Consider the following 25577-nt stretch of genomic DNA (forward strand, 5'->3'; position numbering starts at 1 on the left):
CCAATAACAAACAAGCCTTTCATTATTAGATGAAAGGCTTGTGTACATTTAACTAGGGCGATTGGGGTGATTCAGAATGTGGTCTTCCCAATCCACTACATCAATCTCGTATACCACTTTATTGCGGACACTTTCGCCCGCCGCGTGCATCGCAGATTTCGAGCCCGTAATCAACGGATGCCATTCTGGTAAAGGCTGTTTTTCAGCCAACAGGCGGTAAGCGCACGTATGCGGCAGCCAAGTAAAATCGTCAATGTCTTCGCGCGTCAGCTTGGTGCACTCTTCACCCGAAGTAAAACGATTTGGGTAATCCTTACAAGAACACGTTTTGCTATTTAACCAGCTACAGGCCACATTGGTGTAATAGATTTCGTCGGTATCTTCGTCCATTAGCTTATGCAGGCAACATTTACCACAACCATCACAGAGAGATTCCCATTCCTCTTCTGTCATCTGCTCTAACGATTTACTTTGCCAAAATGGAGTGCTCATACTTCAGGTCTCACCAAGGGAATTTAGGGGGCGATTTATACCCCTCTCGACGCAAAAGTTCAAGTTTTGAGAAGATCTCGAATCATTCACACATAACAGTAGAGATATTCAACTACTTTCGCTTTACTGTTCTATCCTTAAACGAGTTTCCATTACTCAATTGATCAAGAAGGCATTAAGGAGTTTTCATGGGTATTATTTCTTGGATTATTTTGGGCTTAATCGCCGGTGCACTCGCAAAATGGCTCATGCCAGGAAAAGATGGGGGTGGCTGGATTGCGACAATGCTACTCGGTATTGCTGGGGCGTTTGTCGGCGGCTTTCTTGGCGGTATTCTGGGTTTCGGCGGGGCAACTGGCGTAAATATCGGTAGCATAATCACCGCAACGCTAGGCGCATTTATTCTGCTGTTTGTTTACAACCGCTTCTTGAGATGATCACAACGGTTTAGAAGCCAAAAGGAGCACTCTATTGAGTGCTCCTTTTTATTTTTTCTTAGGCGACTCTTCCAATCCACGTCAAAATGACCATAATTGCCCCTCAATTTTTAAGAGGTTTACATTATGGATTGTCGACTAGGATGCGGAGCTTGCTGTATTGCGCCAAGTATCTCTTCACCGATACCTGGAATGCCCAAGGGCAAACCAGCAGGTGTTCGTTGCGTACAACTCAACGATGATAATTTGTGTAAGCTGTTTGGTAAGCCTGAGCGCCCTAACGTTTGTCACGATTTTAAACCGTGTCCGGTTGTGTGTGGCAAAACCAACCAAGAAGCGCTCGACAACATCACTGAGCTAGAGCAACTTACTTAATCTATTCAGAGCCCCCGTTTAGTCGTTACCAAGCTCTCGCAAATACAAGTAGATGGTATCGCGCGAAATGCCGAGATGGTTTGCAACCATTAAAACAGCATCTTTGTATTTAAAAATGCCTAAGCCGTGCAGTCGCGTCACCAGTTCACGGTTACGTTTAGAAGGCGCAATGGCTTCATTTTCCCACACTTCTGTTTGCACGGTTTCTATCGTACTGATGATGGTTTCATCGATATTACGCGCAAACGTTTCTGGTGATCGAGCGCCACCAACACAACACTCGGTGTGTTGCTGAGGCAGCATTGCCTTTAAAAATGCCTGCATCGGTGCATCCATATCCACGTTGATACACAGCAAACCAATCGGTTTGTTTTTTGGATTTCTGACAATTGTCGTAATGGAGTGCAAGGTCTTTCCGTTCGACGTTTTCGTCAAGTACGAATCAGAAACGTCCTTGCCCTCTCTTAACTTCATTCTCGCTAAGTTGGTAATTGGGGCACCTTCACTGCGTTCCGTCACGTGTCCATTTGCGATTTTGATGATTTCCGGCGCTTCGGCATCTAAGCTGTGGAGAACCACTTCAGTGTGTTCACCATACATACGTGCAATGCCATCCACGACGTTTTTCATAGAGTTCAAAATATCGAGATCACTCTTGGTGAGTTTCTTTAGTAGCAATGTTACTTCCCTTAGCAAAAACTGGAGGTTAGGCCGACATAATATCGATAATAGATTTGTCAGTATACGGCATACCGAAACGAACCATTGAGCCAACATTTCTTATCGTTTGCTCAACTTCTTCGCCTACTATACCTTGATTCTTAACACTGTGGTTACCCATCGCCATCAAATATGAGCGCACCGCCGTTGTCGATGAAGTACACACTTTCATCGCACAAGAGGACTTCGCACCATCGCACACCATACCTGAACTGTCGCTGATGACGTTTTGAATGGCGTAGCATGATTGCTCGAATGTACCACCAGCTAAATACACCAGCGCCATAGATGCCGCCGCACTGGTAACAGTGTTGCCACAAAATGCGGATAACGGTGGGTAATAAGATTTGATGTAAATAGCCCCTAAATGACTCATGATCAATGCGCGAGCCAGCTGCTCTTCGTCGTTTTGGAATACTTCTGCCGCAACTACAACTGGCATTGTAGCGGCAATACCTTGGTTCCCACTGCCGAAATTGCTCATGGCTGGCAACGTCGCCCCTCCCATGCGAGCATCAGACGCCGCGGATGTCATCATCTGTATACGACTCATTAAGTCATTGCCCAATAAGCCTTGCTCGATGTTGCCTTTTAGCGTGCGTCCAATTTCTAGGCCGTAACCTCGGTCGATACCCTCTTGAGCCAGCAAGGTATTAAGCTCTGCAGCTTGGAGAATAAATTTGATCTCTTCAAAAGGCGCTTGAGTGGCAAACTCATAGATTTGTTTGATCGAAATATCCACACCTTCACAAACGGAAGCGGTTGCAACGCGTTGCTGTGGTGGAGCATCAAAAATCACGTCGCCATTACGCATGATTTGGAGAATGTTGGTGTGACCGCCACTGATCGTGACCGAAACAACATCGTCACCAGAGGTGAGCGTTACGCTGCAATAAATGAATTCTTGCGTATCCATGCGCGCTACAGTTACCCGCTCTTCATCTATCAATTGTTGCGCAGCAGCGACATCCTGCTCATTAATCCGAGCCAACACTTCCAGTTCTGCTGTTGGGTCACCGGCTAATGCACCAACTGAGGCGGCAATTTTGAGGCCTATCTTGCCCGTTCCGGGTACGAAAACACCCATCGAGTTTTTAAATAGGTTGTCTGAAACACGCACCTCTATCGCATCAATATCGGATGTGCCTAACTCTTTTCTAGCAACTGCTGCCGCGTACGCAGCAGCAATGGGTTCTGTACATCCTAATGCAGGTTTCACAACTTGCTTAATGATTTGGATATATTGTGTCCATTGCTGGTTCATGCTCTGTTCTCCGTATTACTTTTTATGAGCAATCGCTTCGACTTCAATTAACACGCCAAGAGGCAAATCTTTCACTGCGAAGCAACTGCGTGCCGGACAATCTTGTTGGAAAAACTCTGCGTAGACCTTGTTAAACTCGGCAAAGTCATTAATATTCGATAGGTAACACGTTGTTTTTAAAACAGTATCGATACTGCCACCACCAGCCTCTAAAACGTGCTTCAAGTTAGTAAGAGATTGATGACTTTGTGCACTGATGCCGCCTTCAACGACTTTTCCTGTTGCCTTATCAACGGGTAATTGGCCAGAAGTAAAAATCAAATCGCCATAGCTAGTGCCATGTGAATAAGGTCCGATAGCAGCAGGCGCGTGTTCAGATGAAATCAATTTTTTCATTTTTAAATCCTCACATAAATTTTATTTTTTATTAAGAAGTTTCTAATTCAACTTCCGTATTAGCGTTATTTTTTCAATTAAATATGAATCAAACAACTAGATCAGATCACAAAATTCGTTAAAAACTCCAATTTATTTGAACTTCTTCGCCAAGATCTCAAATTTATCTGAATTTTCCACAAAAAAATTGGTGATATACATTTTCTCAATTAAATTTGAGAAAAATTCATACTAACAAGAGAAACAATAAAATGAGCGTGACAGCACCTACACAAACCTTACCTATCGGTAAAGAGCCACCGCACGTAAAAGCAGGCATGGCCCTAGACGAGTGGAAAGCCGCGACCAAGTTTGATAGCACAGACTGGGGATGGGTGATCATGAGTATCGGCATGGCAATCGGTGCCGGTATTGTCTTTTTACCAGTAAAAGTAGGCGTATTGGGCCTTTGGGTATTCTTGGCCTCTGCCGTGATCGGCTACCCAGCGATGTACTTATTCCAACGCCTTTTCATCAACACTCTCTCAAGTTCTCCAAAGTGCCAAGATTACGCTGGCGTCATTTCCGGCTACCTTGGTAACAAATGGGGGGCGTTATTAGGTGTGCTCTACTTCATTATGTTGGTGATTTGGGTCTTTGTTTACTCAACAGCTATCAACAATGACTCGGCATCTTTCCTACATAGTTTTGGCATCACGGAAGGTTTATTGTCTGAAAACCCGCTATATGGTCTGGCTTTAGTGTGCGCGCTGGTCGCTATTGCATCTCGTGGTGAAAAGATTTTGTTTAAGGTCAGTACTGGTCTTGTACTGATTAAACTTTGTACCGTTGCATTACTTGGCGTCATGATGATCGAAAAATGGGATGTAGCGAATGTCGGTGCAATTCCAGAAACAGGCGCTGGTTTGAAAGATGCAATTGAGCTACTGCCGTTTACTCTAACGTCTATTCTCTTCATTCAAAGCTTGAGCCCAATGGTGATCTCATACCGATCAAAAGAAAAATCGATTGAGGTTGCTCGCTTTAAAGCCATGCGCGCAATGAAAATTGCTTTCGGTATCTTGTTTGTGACCGTCTTCTTCTACGCGATTTCCTTTACGCTTGCGATGTCACATGAACAAGCGGTTAAAGCAGCAGAAGAGAACATCTCTGCTCTTGCGATGGTTGCGCAAGGCATGGACGGCACGACGCTAAAACTAATGAGTTTGATGCTGAATATTTTCTCAGTCATGACTGCGTTTTTTGGCGTGTACTTAGGTTTCCGCGATTCTTGCCAAGGTCTAGCGATGCTGGCTCTAAAAAAGGTCATGCCTGAAGATAAGATCAATAAAGACTTAGTCACCAAGGGAATCATTCTCTTTGCGATTCTCATGGCGTGGGGTGCAATTGTATTGAATCTACCAGTTCTGAGCTTCACATCAGTATGTAGCCCTATCTTTGGTTTGATTGGCTGTTTGATTCCAGCTTACCTTGTCTACCAAGTGCCTTCTTTACACAAATACAAAGGCGCGTCGCTTTACTTGATTATTGCGACTGGTATTTTGTTGTGCGTATCACCTTTCGTCGCATTTAGCTAAAACCTACTTTGCCTTGGCTGTTACTCAGGTAGTGATGGCCAAGGCAACCTTAAGATTCAACCTCTCCTCTCCCTGCTTTTCTCTCATCCTTGAGAACTCTTGCCACATACCGTCCTATTTGCAGTCTTTACGCGATCTCCCTCACACTTAATTGACAATTCTCGACTATGTTCAGCGGGTCATTTAAGTAGAAATTAGGAAATAACATGAACAAGTATTTAGCAGAGGCTTTTGGTACGTTCTGGCTAGTATTAGGCGGTTGCGGTAGCGCAGTGTTGGCTGCAGGTTTCCCAGACGTGGGTATTGGTCTGCTGGGCGTTGCTCTGGCCTTTGGTTTAACCGTTTTAACCATGGCATTTGCAATCGGTCATATTTCAGGTTGTCACTTGAACCCGGCAGTGACGGTTGGTCTTTGGGCTAGCGGTCGGTTTGAGACAAAAGACGTTGCGCCTTACATCATCGCACAAGTGCTCGGCGGGCTGATCGCTGGTGGCATTCTTTATGTCATCGCGACAGGACAAGCTGGATTCGATGTTGTGGGTTCTGGCTTTGCCGCCAATGGTTATGGTGAACACTCGCCGGGTCAGTACTCCATGCTTGCTGCGCTAGTTTCTGAAGTTGTAATGACGATGATGTTCCTTATCGTAATCATGGGGGCGACAGACAAACGTGCACCTCAAGGTTTTGCACCTATTGCGATTGGTTTGTGTCTGACTCTTATTCATCTGATCAGCATTCCTGTCACAAATACCTCAGTAAACCCGGCTCGTAGTACAGCAGTCGCAATGTATGTTGGTGACTGGGCAGTTTCTCAATTATGGCTGTTCTGGATTGCGCCTATTTTGGGTGGTGTACTTGGTGCAGTCATCTACAAAAACCTTCTTGGTAAAGAATCGAACGATTAATCGTTCCCAACTCACAAGGTCAAAAAAGCCGCTGAATTCAGCGGCTTTTTATTAAATTCTGTGTCGACCTAACAGCGAGTGTGACAACGTCGTGCCATCGACAAGCTCAAGTTCTCCACCGACAGGCACACCATGCGCGATGCGGCTGGCATCAACTTGGTGTTCTTTACATAGCTCTGCGATGTAATGTGCAGTGGCTTCGCCTTCAACCGTCGGGTTTGTTGCTAAAATCACTTCGGCTATATCACCGCGACGTAAGCGGTAATCAAGCACATCCAGTCCAATATCACTTGGACCAATACCGTCTAGTGGTGACAAATGTCCCATAAGAACAAAGTATCGACCAGAATACTGGCCCGTTGCTTCGACTGCAGCAATGTCTGCCGGGCTTTCTACCACACAAATTTGACCATTTTCTTGGCGTTTTGGGTTAGTACAAATATGACAGACTTCTTCTTCGGTGAAGGTTCGACACTCAGTACAATGACCGATTTCTGTCATTGCCTGGCTAAGCGCATCTGCAAGTTGCAAACCGCCTTTTCTATCGCGCTGTAACAAATGAAAGGCCATACGCTGCGCCGACTTGGGGCCAACCCCAGGTAGACAACGTAAGGCCTCCATCAATTGCTCCAGCATATGACTGGTACGCATTAAAAGTCCGCTTAATTAAATATCAGCAGATTAGAATGGCATTTTCATACCTGGTGGTAGTTGCATACCGCCAGTTACAGAAGCCATTTTCTCTTTTTGAGTTTCTTCAACACGACGAGCCGCATCGTTGAACGCCGCAGCGATCAAATCTTCAAGCATTTCTTTGTCGTCTTCCATCAAACTTTCATCGATGTCAACACGACGTACGCTGTGACTACCAGTGATAGTAACTTTAACTAGGCCAGCACCAGACTCGCCAGTTACTTCCATATTCGCGATTTCTTCTTGAAGCTTTTGCATGCGATCTTGCATTTGCTGGGCTTGCTTCATTAGGTTGCCCATACCGCCTTTACCAAACATGTTTATCTCTCTGGTTTAATGAGGTGTTGCATCAATTAATGGGGTTATACCTTTGGGTTTTCAACCCCATTCCATTCGATTATTAGATAGGGCGCACACTATCTTTATCAAGCTCTGCAGCAAAACGACGTTCAATAAATTGAACATTTGGATCGTTTTCTAAACTATTCAGAGCTTGCTGTAATTTCTCTTGATAGAGCCTATCTCTAAGTTCAAGTGGTGTTTCTCCACTCTCCCCTATTTCGATGCTCATGTGGCACTCTTCACCTAACACGGTATTAAGTGCTTTAAGCAATTCGGCTTGAGCTCTATCAGTATTCAAATGAGCTTGGCTGCTTCTCAATAGTAACGAAATGGTTGTTCCTTCCTTACTATAATGAGAGTTTAGCGCAAGTTGCTCTACCAGCTTAGGGATCTCCATTAAGCTGATTAGCTTCGCCCATTCATTATGTTCTAACGATTCATCGATGAGCTTTTGTGCCATTTCAGGCGTTTTCTCATGCTCAAGTGCCTGCTTGAGCTGCGTAGGTGTCAGTTTTGTATTCACTTTTGTCTCAACAGGCTTGCTTGGACGCCAGCGATACGCTTCCTCAACTTGTGGCTCCGTCGACTTCGGAGCTGAGTTTGGCGACACCTGCGCGGAATTGCCATGCAATTGCGCTACTCGGTCGATAACCGATTCTGGTTGTGCAGATGCCGCTTTAGGCTTTTTTGAGCCACCATTTTGAGGAGTGTTCTGTTGTAGGCCTTGACGCTGAGAACGTAATTGGTGACGCAAACCGCTTAGACCGCCGCGCGCCGGTGTTGAAACGCTCTCTTGCACTTGTTGAGGTGGCGTTTCATGCTGCGGCGCTGGGTTTTCGCTCATCGGCGGCGCCATATCATACTGTGGCGGAACCGCCTCATATCCACTCGCGTGATACTCAGGTTGTGAATTGGATGAAGGTTGAGGCGCCACTTGTGGTGTGCTTTGTGCTGGATTCGGCTGCTGAGTTCGAGGAGCTGGTGCAGTCTTTGGCTGACTGGCACTTTGAACTGGGGCTGAAGCTGGTTCGCAGTTACTAGAAACAACATTTGCCCCACTGTTATTTGATGGGCGGAACGCCATCATACGCAGCACAATCATTTCCAGACCGACTCGCCCATTTGGAGAGAGGGTCAAATCTTCACGACCTTTCAATGCAATTTGGTAGTAAAGCTGAACGTCTTGCGGACTTAGTGCTTTACTCAACAACTCGATTTTTTCTGCATCTGGCTGCGCTCGGTCTAGCGACGCTGGCAACGCTTGATACATCGCAATTCGATGAAGCTGTGTTGCGACTTGCTGCAACAAACCATCCCACTCAACACCATTTGCCGCTAATTGCTGGATTTTATCCATGGCTTGTTGAGGTTGCTTGCTGCTGATTGACTCTAGTAAGTGAATCGCTTGGTCGGTATCAATCGTCCCCAACATGTGGCTGACAATATCGGTTTGCACCGCACCGTTACCTAAAGCAATTGCTTGATCGGTCAAGCTGAGAGCATCACGCATACTGCCATCTGCAGCATGTGAAATCATACCCAGTGCTTTTGGTTCTGCCGATACTTGCTCTTGACCCAAAATGTAGTCGAGTTGCTGATGAATATCATCAACGCTGATCGGTTTGAGATGGAACTGTAGACAACGCGACAATATAGTAACTGGCAGCTTTTGTGGATCGGTTGTCGCGAGTAAGAACTTCACATACTCTGGCGGCTCTTCCAGGGTTTTCAACAACGCATTGAAAGAGTGACGCGATAGCATGTGTACCTCATCGATGAGGTACACTTTAAAACGTCCACGAGCAGGTTTGTATTGAACGTTGTCTAACAGTTCGCGAGTGTCTTCAACTTTAGTACGTGATGCCGCATCAATTTCAAGAAGATCGACAAAGCGACCTTCATCAATTTCACGACAAGTATCGCACTTACCACAAGGTGTCGCGGTAATACCGGTTTCGCAGTTCAAGCCTTTGGCAAACAACCTACCGATACTCGTTTTACCCACACCACGAGTCCCGCTGAACAGATAAGCATGGTGTAAACGATTTTGCGCCAGTGCGTTTTCCAACGCCGTCAGGACATGTTTTTGTCCGACAACTTGGTCAAACTGATTAGGACGCCATTTTCGCGCTAAAGCTAAATAACTCATTGAATGTATTAATGTCCTTCAAAATCGCAAATGCTGTATACGTTTAGACCTAGTGCTTCTAAACGTTTATCACCACCGATTTCTGGTAGGTTGATAACGAACGCAGCGTGCTCAACTTCACCGCCCAGTTGGCGAATCAGCTTAGTCGTCGCTTCAATAGTACCGCCCGTTGCCAATAAATCGTCGACAACCAGTACTTTGTCACCTTCAACGATGGCATCTGTATGGATTTCTAGTGTATCAACGCCGTATTCAAGCTCATAAGATTGAGCAACAGTAGGACGTGGTAGCTTGCCTGGTTTACGCACTGGTACAAAACCAACACCTAGCTCAAGCGCTAAAGGCGCACCAAATAAAAAGCCACGAGCTTCCGTACCCACAACCTTGGTAAAGCCCATATCTTTGTAACGTTCAACAAGAAGGTTGATCGTCGCTTGGTATGCTTTTGCGTCTTCAAGAAGGCTCGTCACATCACGAAATAGAATGCCTGGCTTTGGGTAGTCTTGTATGCTTTTGATGCTAGATTTGATCAGTGAAATTGTTTCTGTAGTCATAATACCGATTTACTTAGATTGGCTCATCACCCTCTCTAATCGCAGTATCACGAGGGCAACGAACAATAGGTTTTCACCACTATGTGCTTATTTTCGTAACAGTCACAGGCGCTGAAAATACAAACGCCCACTCGAAGAGCGGGCACACTATTCTCTACAATCTTAGTGATTTTCTTCTCTGTCAGCAACCAACTCAATCACAGGCAGACGCATAAACCAGCCGAGTAAAACGATTAGCATCACTAAAAGACCAATTTTCACCCAAACAAGGGGAACAACAACGATTGAAACCATGAAACTAAGTGCAATAAAAATGGCGCCACGCTGTTTTACTTTTGAAGTAACAGCCCGGTGCTTATGCCAATTATCGAGAATCGGCCCAAACGTTTTGTGGTTATGCAGCCAATGATGAAATGCGGGGCTACCACGCATAAAACATGCACTAGCAAGTAGAATGAAAGGAGTGGTGGGTAAAAGCGGAAGGGCTATGCCGGCAATGCCGAGCACAATACAGAGTCCACCAACGGTATTGAAAAAGTAACGCTTAATACGAATGGTGAACTCCGGTACAAAATAGCTAGGTTAAAAGCCTGCGTAACCATTCATTACACGAAGCCAGGTTAGCGTTGCAGGTAGTGTTGGAATTAAAAGTACTGCAATGAAACCTAAAAAGTAAAAAATATTATAAGGCTCTTTAAAATCTTTGTCTGCCATGATGTATCTTCTCACTAGTTGACTTTGCTTCTCCCAAGGCACGGCGTTAAATTATCGTTGCACAAATGGGTCATTATTGTTTTAGGCGTTGACTATACCTTAAACAGCCAAATCTAAACACCAGCAAAAAGTAAGGTTATTGTTCGAGCATTTGTTGTTTTTTTGTGGTTCTAAAAAGACAATAAGCAGCGCCAAGACGCTGCTTATTGTGTTATGAAGTCAGAATTATACCAGTCGTGATTTCCGGGCAATATTTAAGCTAAAACTTGAAGAGCCTAAACAACCGATGGATAACTGACCAGCAACACCTAGCGGTAAATCTCGGGTTATGAAGTTTTTCATACTTCCTGCCCCTAAACAGTTACCTGCCGCGATATGTTGATTAGTATTTCCGTCAGACCAATGGCTATCTAAACCCGCAGGCAGGATAGAAACGGAGGACGAAGCCAGATCGGCGACACCAAATACAGCATTAACCGCACCAGCGCACTCTGAACACTCGATTCCTTTTTCAATGATCCCTACCATATCCTTCAGATCAGCACTGAAACTCTTCAAATTACGCAGGTAATCGTCAAACAAAGCCCTAACAAGCAATGTCGTCGCGACACCATCATTACTCTGGGAAGCAGAGTCAACGAGATAGAACGCAAATTGCCCATTCATTAACCAACGATAATCGAACACCAGTGGCATAACGTCCGTCGATTGCAATAAACGGTATGAGCAGCGCCAATCACCTTGAGAAGCATCTTTCTCTGGCAATAGAGCATGCAGTAAATCTCTTGCAGCACTCGGGTTCTGCTGCAAATACTCTAGATGCCAGTGAAGCTCTTGCTCATCTGGGATTTCGCCACCGTCATCGACTCGGAACCACTGACTTGAAAAGTCTCGCTGTTCGGAGAAATGGCTATCGGTATCTTCGAGCGTATTGTCTATCGCCTGAGATAGGTGCTCATAATTACCTATCGGTTTAGGAAGAAAATCTTTAATACCAAATCGCAACGCTTTCGCAACATCGGACATTTCATCCGTGCCGGATACCACGATAAGCGGCAAGTATGGATATTCAAGACTGACTTCTTCGACGAATTCAATGCCATCTAATACCGGCATCGATAAATCACACAAGATAAGATCGGGTTGGCATTCCCTGAGTTGTTGAAGCGCCTCTAGGCCGTTTTCAGCTTCTACTACTTTAAAACCCTGACTTTCTAAATAAGCATTGGTTACTTTACGAAATATTGGATCATCATCCACCAACATAATTAGTTTTTGATTAACCACTTCCTGTGCCGAGACCATTGCCGTTTGACTGTGAGTCTTAAACATACCTTTACACCTCACAAAGCTAAGTCAAAAAACAGATTTATTATTAAGTCATTATTTTTGTTGTGTTTACATCCGGCGAAACGTTGCGCAGCAAGACTTGAGGCCGTTCCGCCTTGTTATAAAACGTAGCTTGAAAACGGCGTTTATACAAATATTACGGGGTATAACAGTATTTACTCAAACAGGGTTGCTGTGTTCAAATGATGCAACATGTTGACTTAAAGCAAGCTTTGATCACAAAGTTAATTATAAATTAGCCGTAATCGGTAATTTAATGTGTCTGGAAATATGAAATTAGATGACTTAAACCTGTTTCGACTGGTTGTCGAAAATGGGAGCTACACCGCAACTTCGCGAAAAACCATGATCCCGGTTGCGACCATCACCCGACGCATTCAAGCGCTAGAAGACTCTGTCAATCTTCGACTATTGAACCGTCACGCTCGCAAACTCTCGCTTACAGAAGCCGGGGAACGTTTTTACCATGAGTGCTCCCCTTTGCTACAAAGGCTAACCACGGCAGCAGAGGAAATCACTGACGACTGCCGAGGAGCATCAGGCAAGATTAAGATATCGGCGCCTTATAACTTAACTAAGCGCATGATGATGCCGATGTTCAACAGCTTTATGAAGCAGTATCCGGACATCAATATCGAACTAACGACAGAAAATAATGCAGACAAGCTTGACCCGACTGAATGGGATGTCATTTTTCGAGTGGGGCCCCAACGTGATTCTAGCCTGATCGCACGCAAGATTGGCGAAGTGAAGGATATTCTTGTCGCAAGTCCTGACTACCTTGCCTCGAATCCGGCACCAAACCACGCAGAAGAGCTCTCTAACCATTCATTGCTAAAAGGCTACCCTCTTATCAAGTGGACCTTAATTAATAGCAAAGGCGAGTCTGTCGTAAACGTTGATCGTGGTCGCTTTCAGGCGAATGCACTAAATGTAGTACGCAGTGCTTGTTCCGAAGGTTTAGGCATCACGCTAATGCCAGATGTCATGATCAAAGAATACATCGAAAGCGGCGATTTGGTACGCATACTGCCAGATTGGAGTGCAAACCCGCGCGACATTTATATGCTTTACAACCACAAAGATCACCTGCCAGAGAAAGTTCGTCTCTTTATCGACTTTGTGATCGCTTACAACATTCACTAATTCGATAGCGAATACAAAAAACCAGAGCCGGAGCTCTGGTTTTTTTACGCCTCAAGAAAACGCCTATTATGCGCCTTCGTTATGCAGCTCTAGGTTTGCTAAATCCTGTTGGATTTCAAGTTGTGTTTTCGCATCATCGTTACGAAGACCATCTAAGAAGTCTAGGTATTGTTGGTCAATATCACCCGTTACGTATTCGCCGTTAAACACGGATGTATCGAACTGAGTAATATCTTGGTTTCCAAGACCGACTGCCTCAACCAAGTCTTCTAGACGTTGATAAATCAATGCATCAGCACCAATCTGCTTACAAATTGTATCGTTGTCACGGCCATGAGCAATAAGCTCGGTAGCACTTGGCATATCAATGCCGTACACGTTCGGGAATCGAACTTCTGGTGCTGCTGATACCATGTACACTTTCTTCGCACCAGAATCACGTGCCATTTCGATGATTTGTTCTGACGTAGTACCACGAACGATAGAGTCATCCACCAGCAACACATTCTTATCTTTGAACTCCGAACGAATTGCATTCAACTTGCGACGTACAGATTTCTTACGTTGTTGCTGACCAGGCATGATAAACGTACGTCCCACGTAACGGTTTTTCACGAAGCCTTGGCGGTAAGGGATATCGATCGCTTGAGCGATTTGAAGTGCGATGTCGCACGATGTTTCAGGGATAGGAATAACGACATCAATATCAAGATTTGCGTAGTCTTCACGAATACGTTCGCCTAGCTTTTTACCCATTTCAACGCGAGCACTGTATACCGAAATTTTATCGATGAACGAGTCTGGACGAGCAAAGTACACGAACTCGAAAATACAAGGGTTCAGCTTAGGATTGTCTGCACACTGCTTCGTGTACAGTTCACCGTCAAACGTTGCGTAGATTGCCTCACCAGGTGCAACATCACGGACAAAATCAAAACCGACGGCATCCAATGCTACCGATTCAGACGCAACCATGTACTCCGCTCTGCCATTAACTTCACGCTTACCTAAACATAGAGGGCGAATACCGTGTGGATCACGAAATGCAATCATACCATGACCGATAATCATGGCAGTCACAGCGTAAGCACCACGAATTGTGCGATGCACATTGGTGACTGCACGGAATACGTCTTCTGTCGTGACATTCCCTTTTACTGAGTCAATTTCGTGCGCCAGTACATTTAGTAATACTTCGGAGTCTGAAGTGGTATTGATATGACGGCGATCTTTTTCAAACAGCTTTTGACGAACTTCGTTAGCGTTGGTCAAGTTGCCATTGTGGGCAAGTGTAATACCGAAAGGAGAGTTTACGTAGAAAGGTTGAGCTTCTGAAGCGCTTGAACTGCCTGCTGTTGGGTAACGAACATGACCAATTCCGACCTCGCCTTGCAGGCGCTGCATATGTCTTGCTTCAAATACATCCTTGACTAAACCGTTCGCCTTGCGCAGACGAAAACGATTGCTTTCTATGGTACAAATACCAGCGGCATCTTGGCCACGATGCTGTAACACCGTTAACGCGTCATAAATAGACTGGTTTACAGGCGTTGTGCCCACGATTCCAACAATACCACACATGTCCTAATCCTCGATTTGCGACAGTAGCTGGCACTACTAGATAGTGCCAGACAGAAAACTTGATGTTGCTTGTAAATGCTCGAAGAATGGGGCGATGATACGGCTGAACTCAGGGATCAACTGTGAATCTTTCCACCAATCCGAGCTTGGGAATGCAGTAAACGCATCCATAAAAAACAGCACCGCAGAAACAATTAAGACTCCGCGTAGACCACCAAATACAATCCCAAGAATTCGATCCGTACCTGATAGCCCTGTTTTTTGTACCAGTTGACCAATGACGTAATTCACCACTGCACCAACTACCAAGGTCGCGACAAATAAAGCCGCAATCGCCGCTCCGTTACGAAACATGTCATCTTCGATGTTGGTGAAGTACACCGCCAATTTGGCGTAGTAGTTGCTGGAGATAAAAAACGCTCCAAACCAAATCACCAAAGACAAAGCTTCTTTAGCAAAACCGCGAACTAAACTGATCAGAGCTGAAAATCCGATCACACCTAAAATGATAAAATCTATCCAATTCATGTTTTCTTCATCTTAAGTTGGCGCGCATTTTAACAGAAAAAATGCTGACGCAAACGTTTTCTTATGGATTTAATGGCTTAAATTTAAGCAATTGACCTTTTGAGCCTGTAATTTTTTGTAATTCCTTGACTTGTCGTTCAAGTTTACTTTTTGACACATCAGGACCAACAATCACTCTCGTAAACTCGTTTTCTTTCTTTGTATGAGCTTGATAGCCACGCTTTTGCAAATCAGCGACAAGCGCGACCGCATTTTCGTGATTCTTAAGCGCCATCAACTGAATGATCCAAGCAGAATCTTCATATTGATTTTTTTCTTGCACAGGACGAGTGGCCACCTCAACTTGCTCTGGCTGTTTGATGATCTCTGGTTTAGGCGTCGGCGTTGGGTCAGGCTCAGAAGCAGCCACTTGGGCGCCCTCTTGCTCCTGCACCACCGCTTCAACTGGAGAGTCCGGTAACGCTATGTCGTCTTCCACTGGCTCTAATATTTCGAAGTTTTCCACATCACTATCAAGTTCAGGTTTGATAGGAATACTGGCAAATTCTTCTTTGTAGTGCAGTTTCTTACCATCTAGCACATCGGGAAGAACAATCACTCCGACTGCGACTAGAATGATGGTGCCGACTAAACGACTTTGGAATTTACTTGCCATCAAAATACCTTTACTTATTTATTATTTGATTGCCAATGTTCCAATACCTCTCCGACGGTATGGAATGAGCCAACCACCAGAATGACGTCTTCTTGCTTTGCGTGGCTTCTTGCATTCTCAAAGGCGTCAACAGGGTTTTCAAAATGAACTTGCCCATCAGGTAAGTATTGGCACAATTCATCAGCTGTCGCCGCTCTCGGTCCAGTAAGCGACGCTGGATACCATTGTGTTGCAACTGGAGTTAGCGCTTCAATGGTTGCTTTAATGTCTTTGTCATGCAGCATTGCAACCACAATATGGATATTCTTACCCAGATATTGTTGCTTCACTCTCTCTACCAAATACTCAGCAGAGTGCGGGTTATGAGCGACATCAAGGACTATTTCAGGTTCGTGATGCAGTACCTGCATACGCCCTGCCAGGCGAGCATTATTCAAGCCATTGACAATGTTTATGTCAGTGATTTGCAATTCCGATGCTCCTAACGCCATCAATGCTGTTGCCGCATTTTGTAGCGGTAACGATGGAACAGGTAAATCCTCTAACGCAAATGCACCACTGCTCCACTTCCAACCATTATTAGTTAGTTGGTAATCATACTGAATACCAACTTGGAAGAACTCAGAGCCAATATCGTCAGCATGAGCCGCCACGGTCGCCGGTGGCGTTGGTTGACCACAAATTGCTGGCTTCCCTGAACGGTAAATGCCTGCCTTTTCAAAACCAATGACATTGATGTCATCACCAAGCCAATCCACATGATCGATCGCTAAGCTCGTAATAACAGAAACATCATGGTCAACAACGTTGGTGGCATCTAGACGGCCGCCAAGTCCTACTTCAAGCAACACAACGTCGACTTTCTCTGCTTGGAAAATACGTAGCGCAGCAAGCGTACCGAATTCAAAGAGGCTAAGGCTGATATCACCACGCTGCTTTTCTACATAGTCGAATGCTTCACAGTGCTTTGCATCTACAACGTCGACGCCATTAATGCGTACACGCTCGTTGTAACGAATCAGGTGCGGAGAGCTGTAAACACCGACTGAATAGCCAGCATCGAGTAAAATGGCTTCCATTAACGCACACGTTGAGCCTTTGCCATTGGTGCCGGCAACAGTGATTACGGTTGGAGCTGGTTTGGTAAGATTGGCTTTGTTTGCTACCGCTTGGACACGGTCTAAGCCTAGATCAATTGCTGAGGAATGAATATTTGCTAAATAATCAAGCCACATCTCTAATGAAGATGTGGCTTGAGGAATTGGGTTTTGGGTCATCTAACTTTAACCATTAAATTCTTTGGTTTTTATGTTAGTTGATACTTTACCCTTTTTCGTCCGCTTCTGGTACAGAATATGGCTCTTCATTTGGAGATTCGTTAACCGAAACCACCAAAGGAGACTTGTGGTTAGTCATCTTAGCGATTAGACCACCCACACGCTGACGCATTTCACGACGGTCAACGATCATATCAATCGCACCGTGATCAAGCAGGAACTCACTACGCTGGAAACCTTCAGGAAGATCTTCACGCACTGTTTGCTCGATAACACGACGACCAGCAAAGCCAATCAGCGCCTTAGGTTCACCGATGTTGATATCACCCAACATAGCCAAACTTGCTGATACACCACCCATTGTAGGGTCAGTTAGAACCGAAATAAACGGCAGACCTTTTTCTGATAGACGCTCAAGCGCAGCACTGGTTTTTGCCATTTGCATAAGAGACATCAATGCCTCTTGCATACGAGCGCCACCACTTGCAGAGAAACAAACAAGTGCACAGTTGTTTTCAATGGCTGCATCCACCGCTTTTACGAAGCGAGCACCAACAACTGAACCCATTGAACCGCCCATAAAGGAGAATTCAAACGCACACGCCACAAGGGGTAGACCAAGCAGTTCACCTTGCATCACAACTAGCGCATCTTTCTCTCCACTGTTTTTTTGTGCTGCAGAGATGCGCTCTTTGTATCGCTTAGAATCTTTAAATTTCAGTTTATCCTGTGGCTCAAGTTCGGTACCTAATTCAACTCGATTGCCTTCATCTAAAAACGTTTCCAAACGACGACGCGCTTTCATGCGCATGTGATGGTTACACTTTGGACAAACTTCTAGGTTACGCTCTAGTTCAGCATGGTATAAAACCTGTTCACAAGAGGTACATTTAGTCCACACACCTTCTGGGATAGAAGCTTTGCGTGAACTTACTAGGTTGCTTTTCTCTAAAATCTTTTCAAGCCAACTCATGGAAGACCTTTTCTCTCAACTCTTCCGCTTCATTGCGAAAGATATAAATTCGACATAATACCGACGGATTAAACCATATCTTGCAGCTACTGTAGATAAAAAACTGGTTGTACCTATTTTTGATATCATAAATAGCGTATGTTTTCCGCTCACATTCAATGTAAACACTACCGATATTTTGAAATAAGTTTGTAAAATTAGTTCAAATTATCTGGCAAAAACAGTGGACCGATCGGCACTTCAGGTAACCCAAATTCTTCTGGATAGTCTACATCTACCAGGTACAGACCTTCCGCTTTCGCTGTCGCACCCGCTAGTTTGCGATCTTTAGCCTCTAGCAACCATTTGATCCATTCAGGACTCTCTTCACCACGTCCAACCTTTATCAAGCTACCCGTGATGTTACGAACCATATGATGCACGAACGCATTAGCTTTAATATCAATAACCACATAATTCCCATGGCGCGTAACGTTCAGATGCATCAAGTTTCGAAATGGGCTACGAGACTGACAATGCGCCGCACGAAACGACGTAAAATCATTTTCACCAAGCAGATACTGCCCTGCCTCATGCATTTTTTTCTCGTCGAGCTCACCATGATAGTGGCTCACACCAGAGTTTAAGATGCCAGGTCGTAAAGCATGATTGAAAATAATGTAACGATAACGGCGCGCTGTCGCTGAGAATCGTGCATGGAAATCATCTGGGACTTCCTTAGCCCAACGAACCGCTATATCACTCGGCATGTTCGCGTTTGCGCCCATAGTCCAAGCTACCATTTTTCGAGTAACGTTGGTATCAAAGTGCACAACTTGTCCTGTGCCATGCACGCCAGCGTCTGTCCGACCAGCACACTGCACTTCAACTGGGTGATTAGCAACAACGGACAATGCTTTCTCTAGCTCTTCTTGGACACTTTTCACTTCTCTTTGGCGCTGCCAACCAAAGTAGTTTGCACCGTTGTACTCGATACCTAATGCGATTCTCATCTTAACCTTCGAACTCTAAAATGGGGCGGGAAGTATATACTCAAGTCGCCTCAAGTTGCCAGTTTCAACAAGGATGACGTAGAGGTAGCATCATACTAGCGAGACACAAAAAGGGTAGCTAAGGCTACCCTTTTCAATTTATCGGCCATTAATGGCATCAATCAGGCTCTTTGCTTCGCGGCGAATATCATCTTCACCGTAAACAATCGCCTCTTCTAGTAATTTTATCGCCCCTTGAGAATCGTTCATCTCGAGATAGATTTTAGCAAGGTCCAGTTTTCCAGCAGCTTCCGCGTTGCTATCTACGTCAACATCGCCGATCTCACCGATAACATCTGGAAACTCGTTCAATCCGACATCAAGCTTCAGATCTTCCTCTTCGAACTCACCACCTTCTTTATCGACCTGAGCCATCAATTCATCAATCGTCATAAATTGATTTTTCTTCGGGTCAAAGTCATCCAAGTCGCTTTGCTCTGCCCAGTTTTCTTGCGCGATCTCTGGCTGACTTAGTGCGTCACTCGAATTCCAAACATCACGCTGGTCCTCAGGCACATCTTCCGTAGAACTTACGCTATCGGCAGCGGGTTTAAAGCCATCCCAATCATCTCCAACATCAAGCATGGTTTCAAAATCCATACCTGCGCTTGCGATGGTGTCACTGTCTAACTGACCTTCAAACACCTCTGAACTTGCGTCTTCAGCAAGAAGGTTAGCCATTGAAGATTCATCATCTAAGTCACTTAGCGGCTCACCCTCTGTCGCTGTTGGCTGCACTTCTGGTTCAGTATCAAAACCGTTTTGCTGCGCAAAGACTTCAAACAAAGCATCATGATCGTTATCGGCTTGAATAGCTGGTCTCGATGTCTCTGCTTCAACCTTAAGGCTCTCTGGCGCACCCTCGTTCATTGACGCGAGAACATCTTCCTCATTGAACTCAGGAAGGTCTTGGTCGTCAAAACTTAACTCTTCATCCTCACCGGAGATTGGTTCTATATCTGCAGTCTCAGAGCTCAGTAATTCTGGCTCTTCTTCCATCGACGCCAAGGCATCTTCTTCGCTGAACTCTGGCAAATCGAGCTCATCAAAATTGAACTCTTCTTCGGACTCAGCTGGCAAGTCGGCTTCAACTTGTTCTGGCTCAACGGACTCAGACGTTTCTAACGCAGGTTCGCCAGCCATAGATGCTAGAGCATCTTCTTCACTGAATTCTGGAAGATCCAGCTCGTCAAAATTGAATTCATCTTCTGATTCAGTTGGCAAGTCGGCTTCAATTTGTTCTGGTTCAATGGACTCGGACGTTTCTAACGCAGGTTCGCCAGCCATAGATGCTAGAGCATCTTCTTCGCTGAATTCTGGAAGATCTAGCTCATCAAAATTGAATTCATCTTCTGAATCGTTGGTCGACTCAGTTTCCGGGTCCAATTCAGGCTCATCCAGTAGCCAATCTTCTTCTTGTGGAACACCGAATTCATTTTCTATTGTATTTGGTGTCGGCGTGAAGGCTGGAATGTCTTCCTCTTGCTCAACGTGAGGCTGTACCTCAGCATCGGACTCCACAGATGGTTCTTGTGTTGAATCAGTATCGGTAGCCTCTTGCTGTAGAGATGAAGCTTCCTCTATCTCCGCTTGTGTTTTTTCAACTTGCTGCGGTAAGTCATCTTCACTATCAAATAGAGCGTCAAGTTCAGCAGAAAAATCCGCTTTTTCTTGTTCTGTTGGCAGAAGTTCTTCACTGTCTGACTCAAATAGGTCGTCTAGCTCGCTCATTAAAGGATCATTCTCTGGTGAGAGGTCCTCTAAATCACCAAGAAATTCATCGCTGCTAAATGGCTCTGAAGCAGCTTCTGGCTCGGTTAATGGTTGCTCTTCTGCAGCTTGTTGCGTGTCTGGTTGGCTTTCACTTAATAAAGCGTCCATGTCCAACCCAGACTCAATTTCCGGCTCTTCATGAGCGGGCTCTGACTCGGCTATTGAAGATGGTTTTTCGTCGCCGTCTGGTTCGCCAAAACCAAGTGAAGCGAGTAACTCTTCCTCTTGCGATTTATTCTGTGCAGGGCTTTCGTCCTCTCGAATCAGATCATCAAACGGGTCTAACTCAGTCTCAGTTCCTGTCTCTTCATCAAGTTCGGATGTGACGTCATCAATGAGTTCATCCAGTAAATCTGTGCTATCTGCATCTAACTCTTCAATCGAGTCATCACCTTCAAAACCAGAGAGTGCTTCTAGCTCATTCAGTGGGTCAAACTCGTCGTCTGTTTCATCTTCGTCAAAATCGATCAGTTCATCGAGTAAGTCCGTACTGTTTTCATCTAGAACGGCGTCTTCGCTGGCGTCACCTTCAACTTCTGTCGACTCAGTAACAGGCTGCTCGTATTGAGCTAATAGCTTATCGATATCGTCATCAGATGCCTCTCCTGCGCTGAAATCATCATCCGATACGGGCTGTTTTAGTTCAGGTTCATCGGTATCTAGGTCGAAGTCGTCATTGCCAAGTTCCGCAAACAAGTCATCAAGCATATCCTGATCGACAGTGTCACTTGGTAACTCTTCTGACGGCTCATCTGCTGCAAGTAGTTCCGCAAATGCGTCGTCTGAAAGCGAGTCTGCTTTCTCGTTCGTATCATCTGAAAGATCGAAGCCAGCCTCATCGTCATCGAGCACTTCTAGTTCTGGAGCAACCTCATCTAAGGCTCGCTCCATCTCTTCTAAACCAAGCGCTTTTTCTTCGCCGTTAACTTGGATACCATTGTTTGATGACTCAAACTCATCCAGACCAACATCCAGGTCGCCGTCATCACCGATACCCGCAAATGGGTCATCGTCCCCTTCTAGATTGAAATCAAGTTCTTCATCGTCAAGGTTGGCAAAGACGTCTTCTTCTAAGTCTGGCTTCTCTTCTTGTGTAGCCTGAGTATTTATATCTTCATCTGCGAACAACTCATCATCAAGTGTGAGTTCTTCATCCAGCTCGTCCGTCGCCGCTAAACCAATTGGCGCAGCTAATGGATCGGTTTCCTGCGGCGATTGCGCAGCAGGCTCTTCCTCTTTGTTTTTAGAACGGCGACCAAGCAACATCACAACCAACAGTGCTAGCAATGCACCTGGAATAAGCGCCGCTAAGCCGACAAGCCAACCATTAGACAGAATCTTGTCAATCGTACTTGGCTGCATGCGTTGTTGCTCAGCAAGGCGTTGGCGCTCTTCAGCAAGCAGTTTCTCGACTTCCGAGCGAATGCGTTCTTCGTCATTCAGCTCATTTTTCAAGGTTTCAACTTCGCTTTGCACTTCTGACAACATTAAGCGAAGACGATGGTTCTTCTCTTCCAATGACTCTAATTCACTTTGTGAGCCTTGAAGTTTGTCTTTTAACGCACTGACCTGCTTTTCACCCTGCGGAGAGGTGTTCACAGGTGGCGCAGGAATAACTGGTATTGTTTTTTGAACCGATTTTGGTTCCGCAGCTACAGTGGTTTCTGGTTTAGGAGCAACAGTCTTGGGTTCTACTTTTATTTGTGGCTTTGGTTGCTCGGTGACGCGTTGTGCTGGCGTGGCTCTATTTGTCGGCTTCGGCTGTTTTAACTTAGCCTCGTGCGCCTTCATGATCGCAACAGCTTGCTCTGTAGTCGCGCTTTGCACTTGCTCTAGAGACGGTACTCGTAGTCGACTCCCTGGAATCAACTCATGAATGTTTTGGTTCTCAAACGCTTGAGGGTTAATTCGATAAATGGCAAGAAGCGTTTGTTGAACGGTAACACCGCGTGAAGGTCTTAATTCTGAAGCGATCGACCATAGTGTTTGATTTTCACCAGTCGGACCAAAGAAACGTGACGGCTGAGTATTTGCAGGAGGAGCAGGTAATGCTCGCTCAATATCTTCAGCATAGCTCGGAGATGATTGCACTTCACCAGACGGTCCAACAAGACGAATTCCTTCGGCTTGAACCACTGATGATGTCTGAGTCGCGCTCATCAACACAAGGGCTGCTAACAAACGCTTATAATTTTGACGCATAGAAGGCTCAGTTTTGTGCTAAATACAATTTGAAATGGTGATCGGTTAAATATATCGGATATCACATGCAAAACTATAGCGTTGAGAATAAAAAATGTGTGGCTCTCGCCATATTCGTACTAATCTCACACTATTTTGTTCCGTTCGTACAAAAAAGCCTCGCACAGTGCGAGGCTTTGAAATGAACTGTAAGTGACTTAGTAGTAATCGCGGATCAGGACTTCAGCGATTTGTACCGCGTTAGTTGCTGCGCCTTTACGCACGTTATCCGCCACAACCCACAAGTTTACACCACTGTGGTGGCTGATATCGTTGCGGATACGACCAACCATAACATGATCTTTACCACCCGCATCACGCACTTGTGTCGGGAAGTCATCACCGTGGAAGACTTCGATACCGTCAGTTTGCTCAAGCAAGTTAACGACTTCTTGTGCATCGATTGGAGAGCGAGTCTCAATGTGAAGCGCTTCAGCATGACCATAGAATACCGGCACACGCACACACGTTGGGTTTACTGTGATTGATGGATCGTTAAAGATCTTCTGTGTTTCCCACACCATTTTCATTTCTTCTTTGGTGTAGCCATTTTCCATCATCTGATCGATTTGCGGAATACAGTTAAACGCAATCTGTTGAGAGAATTGCTTCTTATCCGCTGGCAAACCGTTTAGAAGCTTAGCCGTTTGACCTGCTAGTTCGTCAATGCCCGCTTTACCCGCACCAGATACGGATTGGTATGTAGATACGTTAATACGCTCAATACCCACTGCATCGTGAATTGGTTTTAGTGCCACCAGCATTTGAATGGTCGAACAGTTTGGGTTCGCGATGATGTTACGGTTACGAAACTCTGCAATCGCTTCTGGGTTTACTTCTGGCACAACAAGAGGAATGTCGTACTCATAACGGAAGTGTGAAGTGTTGTCGATAACGATAACACCTTCATCTGCCGCGATTGGCGCCCATTTTTCAGATAGTTCACCACCAGCAGAGAACAACGCAATATGAGCTTGAGACCAATCAAACTCTTCAACGTTCTGTACACGAACCGTTTTGCCATTAAAGCGATAAGTCTTGCCTTCGCTACGCTCACTTGCCAACAAGTGAATGTCACCCACTGGGAATTTACGTTCTTGAAGCACTTCTAAAATTGTTTCACCGACCGCACCGGTCGCACCTAAAATGGCAACATTATATTGCTGGCTCATTGACTTACCTCAATCTGAAAACCTAGTTCTGCTAATGGAGCAAGGTTACATGTTTTGTTACCCACTAGCGTGACAGCGCTGTATTCACGGCGATCCCAGTAGTTTTTACGCATCAGGTCAAAAGCACCTGGCTTACTGATCTCACGACGGAAAAGAGCGTCATCTCTACGCACATCATAGATTAACTGCGTGATGTTATGCAGTGTTGCTTCATCCCAAGCTCTGTCCAATACCATAGTAGGAACAGGCGCGGTTGGCAGTAAATCGCTGGCATGCGCACGTAATTCGTTATTTAAGAACTCACAGTAGCTGTTGAAAATCATCGTCGTACCGCGAGCTTTCCCTTCCAAGCCGTAGCCTGCAACGTGAGGGGTTGCGAATGCTAGCAGAGGCAGAAGCTCCATATCAACCTCTGGTTCAAATTCAAATACGTCAAGCGCTGCGGTAAAACCGTCGTTTTTCAAAAGACGTTGCTTCAATGCCTCGTTATCAACGATTGGACCTCGCGCGGCGTTAATCAAAATCTGATCACCACGAAGCGAGTTTAAAACCGTTTCATCAATTAAATGATGAGTTGGATATGGGCCATCTTTGGTGATTGGCGTATGTAGTGTAATGATGTCTGAGCTTTCAATCAGTTCTGTCAACGGAGTAAAGCTACGAGGATCACCAGCCTCTTGTTTGAATGGGTCATTGATGAGAACTTTAATCCCCATGCCTTTCAAACATTTCTCTAGGTAGCTACCTACTTGGCCTGCACCAATAATACCTACCGTCTTGTCAAATACCGAGAAGCCTTGTTGCTGAGCGAGCACCATCATCACGCTGAACGCGTATTCCGCCACCCCCACTTTATTACACCCTGGCGCCGCAGTGAAGAAAATGCCTTTCTCTTTTAAAAGTGCTTGGTCAACATGATCCATACCTGCTGTTGCGGTACCAACAAACTTCAGCTTGTTTGCTTTGCTGATCAGGTCAGCATTCACTTTGGTGACTGAGCGAATCATTAGGGCATCAACATCCACTAAATCATCAGCCGTCAGTGTACGACCTGGTTTTAGAATTACGTTACCGAGTTGGCTGAATAGCTCTTCAGCGTACGGCATATTTTCATCAACAATAATTTTCATAGCGCCAGCGTTTTAACATCCATTTGTATGAGTTCGTTTATTCGCAAGATGCGAAACTAAAGCGATTGTGCCCTTTTCCCGAAAAATCTCAAGAAATAACCC

25 protein-coding genes are annotated in these 25577 nt (G+C 45.2%); 5 read left to right on the forward strand and 20 right to left on the reverse strand.

The window, feature by feature from the left end:
• Positions 1 to 48 precede the first annotated feature (48 nt).
• Entirely contained in the window at positions 49 to 492 is a 444-nt protein-coding gene (locus CBX98_RS16355) for a YcgN family cysteine cluster protein (RefSeq protein WP_109169778.1), read from the reverse strand.
• A gap of 188 nt (positions 493 to 680) precedes the next feature.
• Between CBX98_RS16355 and CBX98_RS16360 the strand changes: the two genes are divergently transcribed.
• Entirely contained in the window at positions 681 to 929 is a 249-nt protein-coding gene (locus CBX98_RS16360; protein ID WP_005397239.1) for a GlsB/YeaQ/YmgE family stress response membrane protein, read from the forward strand.
• A gap of 126 nt (positions 930 to 1055) precedes the next feature.
• Positions 1056 to 1304 (forward strand): YkgJ family cysteine cluster protein, encoded by a 249-nt coding sequence (locus CBX98_RS16365; RefSeq protein ID WP_025574470.1) that lies wholly within the window; start codon positions 1056 to 1058, stop codon positions 1302 to 1304.
• An 18-nt stretch (positions 1305 to 1322) separates the two neighbouring features.
• Here the strand turns inward: CBX98_RS16365 and CBX98_RS16370 are convergent, their stop codons facing one another.
• The 3 genes from CBX98_RS16370 to CBX98_RS16380 are packed head-to-tail and all read right to left on the reverse strand — an operon-like array spanning position 1323 to position 3684.
• Positions 1323 to 1982, reverse strand: coding sequence for a PAS domain-containing protein (locus CBX98_RS16370; RefSeq protein ID WP_005397228.1), 660 nt, complete (start codon positions 1980 to 1982; stop codon positions 1323 to 1325).
• 28 nt (positions 1983 to 2010) lie between these two features.
• Entirely contained in the window at positions 2011 to 3288 is a 1278-nt protein-coding gene (locus CBX98_RS16375) for an L-serine ammonia-lyase, iron-sulfur-dependent, subunit alpha (RefSeq protein WP_104969667.1), read from the reverse strand.
• 15 nt (positions 3289 to 3303) lie between these two features.
• Positions 3304 to 3684, reverse strand: a complete 381-nt coding sequence (locus CBX98_RS16380; protein WP_005397224.1) for a RidA family protein — start codon at positions 3682 to 3684, stop codon at positions 3304 to 3306.
• A 317-nt stretch (positions 3685 to 4001) separates the two neighbouring features.
• Here CBX98_RS16380 and CBX98_RS16385 point away from each other — a divergent pair, with 317 nt between their 5' ends.
• Positions 4002 to 5261, forward strand: coding sequence for an amino acid permease (locus CBX98_RS16385; RefSeq protein ID WP_172605980.1), 1260 nt, complete (start codon positions 4002 to 4004; stop codon positions 5259 to 5261).
• A 206-nt stretch (positions 5262 to 5467) separates the two neighbouring features.
• Entirely contained in the window at positions 5468 to 6166 is a 699-nt protein-coding gene (aqpZ, locus tag CBX98_RS16390) for an aquaporin Z (protein WP_109169780.1), read from the forward strand.
• Between the two features lie 51 nt (positions 6167 to 6217).
• On the opposite strand, the gene recR is transcribed toward aqpZ, so the two are convergent.
• The 7 genes from recR to CBX98_RS16425 form a co-directional block, all read right to left on the reverse strand.
• Positions 6218 to 6817 (reverse strand): recombination mediator RecR, encoded by a 600-nt coding sequence (recR, locus tag CBX98_RS16395; RefSeq protein WP_031780610.1) that lies wholly within the window; start codon positions 6815 to 6817, stop codon positions 6218 to 6220.
• Positions 6818 to 6847: 30 nt separating this feature from the next.
• Positions 6848 to 7177: a YbaB/EbfC family nucleoid-associated protein gene (locus tag CBX98_RS16400; protein ID WP_005380618.1), complete on the reverse strand. Its 330-nt coding sequence runs from the start codon at positions 7175 to 7177 to the stop codon at positions 6848 to 6850.
• A gap of 82 nt (positions 7178 to 7259) precedes the next feature.
• Positions 7260 to 9350, reverse strand: a complete 2091-nt coding sequence (gene dnaX / locus CBX98_RS16405) for a DNA polymerase III subunit gamma/tau (RefSeq protein WP_109169781.1) — start codon at positions 9348 to 9350, stop codon at positions 7260 to 7262.
• A gap of 8 nt (positions 9351 to 9358) precedes the next feature.
• Positions 9359 to 9904 carry an adenine phosphoribosyltransferase gene (apt, locus tag CBX98_RS16410; RefSeq protein WP_005380615.1) on the reverse strand — a complete coding sequence of 182 codons (546 nt, stop codon included), beginning with the start codon at positions 9902 to 9904 and terminating at the stop codon, positions 9359 to 9361.
• A 162-nt stretch (positions 9905 to 10066) separates the two neighbouring features.
• Complete coding sequence (locus tag CBX98_RS16415) at positions 10067 to 10459, reverse strand: YbaN family protein (RefSeq protein ID WP_041852909.1); 393 nt, start codon at positions 10457 to 10459, stop codon at positions 10067 to 10069.
• A gap of 27 nt (positions 10460 to 10486) precedes the next feature.
• On the reverse strand, positions 10487 to 10618 hold the full coding sequence (locus CBX98_RS26795; protein WP_005380608.1) for a hypothetical protein: 132 nt from the start codon (positions 10616 to 10618) through the stop codon (positions 10487 to 10489).
• Between the two features lie 225 nt (positions 10619 to 10843).
• A complete protein-coding gene (locus CBX98_RS16425) occupies positions 10844 to 11950 on the reverse strand; it encodes a response regulator (RefSeq protein ID WP_005397213.1) in 1107 nt (368 codons plus the stop codon).
• A gap of 288 nt (positions 11951 to 12238) precedes the next feature.
• Here CBX98_RS16425 and CBX98_RS16430 point away from each other — a divergent pair, with 288 nt between their 5' ends.
• Positions 12239 to 13114, forward strand: coding sequence for a LysR family transcriptional regulator (locus CBX98_RS16430; RefSeq protein WP_005397211.1), 876 nt, complete (start codon positions 12239 to 12241; stop codon positions 13112 to 13114).
• A gap of 66 nt (positions 13115 to 13180) precedes the next feature.
• Here the strand turns inward: CBX98_RS16430 and purF are convergent, their stop codons facing one another.
• The 9 genes from purF to CBX98_RS16480 all read right to left on the reverse strand — a co-directional run bounded on the left by purF (position 13181) and on the right by CBX98_RS16480 (position 25475).
• Entirely contained in the window at positions 13181 to 14695 is a 1515-nt protein-coding gene (gene purF / locus CBX98_RS16435) for an amidophosphoribosyltransferase (RefSeq protein ID WP_005397209.1), read from the reverse strand.
• A gap of 36 nt (positions 14696 to 14731) precedes the next feature.
• The gene (locus CBX98_RS16440) at positions 14732 to 15223 is read right to left on the reverse strand and encodes a CvpA family protein (protein WP_005380590.1); all 492 of its coding nucleotides are present in this window, start codon (positions 15221 to 15223) and stop codon (positions 14732 to 14734) included.
• Positions 15224 to 15284: 61 nt separating this feature from the next.
• Entirely contained in the window at positions 15285 to 15878 is a 594-nt protein-coding gene (locus CBX98_RS16445) for an SPOR domain-containing protein (RefSeq protein WP_109169782.1), read from the reverse strand.
• Positions 15879 to 15892: 14 nt separating this feature from the next.
• Positions 15893 to 17155, reverse strand: coding sequence for a bifunctional tetrahydrofolate synthase/dihydrofolate synthase (gene folC, locus CBX98_RS16450; RefSeq protein ID WP_109169783.1), 1263 nt, complete (start codon positions 17153 to 17155; stop codon positions 15893 to 15895).
• Positions 17156 to 17201: 46 nt separating this feature from the next.
• The gene (accD, locus tag CBX98_RS16455; RefSeq protein WP_005397203.1) at positions 17202 to 18128 is read right to left on the reverse strand and encodes an acetyl-CoA carboxylase, carboxyltransferase subunit beta; all 927 of its coding nucleotides are present in this window, start codon (positions 18126 to 18128) and stop codon (positions 17202 to 17204) included.
• A 197-nt stretch (positions 18129 to 18325) separates the two neighbouring features.
• Positions 18326 to 19120: a tRNA pseudouridine(38-40) synthase TruA gene (truA, locus tag CBX98_RS16465; RefSeq protein ID WP_046874498.1), complete on the reverse strand. Its 795-nt coding sequence runs from the start codon at positions 19118 to 19120 to the stop codon at positions 18326 to 18328.
• Between the two features lie 138 nt (positions 19121 to 19258).
• On the reverse strand, positions 19259 to 23134 hold the full coding sequence (locus CBX98_RS16470) for a FimV/HubP family polar landmark protein (protein WP_109169784.1): 3876 nt from the start codon (positions 23132 to 23134) through the stop codon (positions 19259 to 19261).
• A gap of 197 nt (positions 23135 to 23331) precedes the next feature.
• A complete protein-coding gene (locus tag CBX98_RS16475; RefSeq protein WP_005397941.1) occupies positions 23332 to 24345 on the reverse strand; it encodes an aspartate-semialdehyde dehydrogenase in 1014 nt (337 codons plus the stop codon).
• Positions 24342 to 25475, reverse strand: coding sequence for a 4-phosphoerythronate dehydrogenase (locus CBX98_RS16480; protein ID WP_085342870.1), 1134 nt, complete (start codon positions 25473 to 25475; stop codon positions 24342 to 24344). The genes CBX98_RS16475 and CBX98_RS16480 overlap by 4 nt, the downstream gene beginning before the upstream one ends.
• Between the last annotated feature and the right edge of the window lie 102 nt (positions 25476 to 25577).

Source organism: Vibrio sp. T9, from assembly GCF_003123985.1.
Classification (GTDB): Bacteria; Pseudomonadota; Gammaproteobacteria; order Enterobacterales; family Vibrionaceae; genus Vibrio; species Vibrio diabolicus.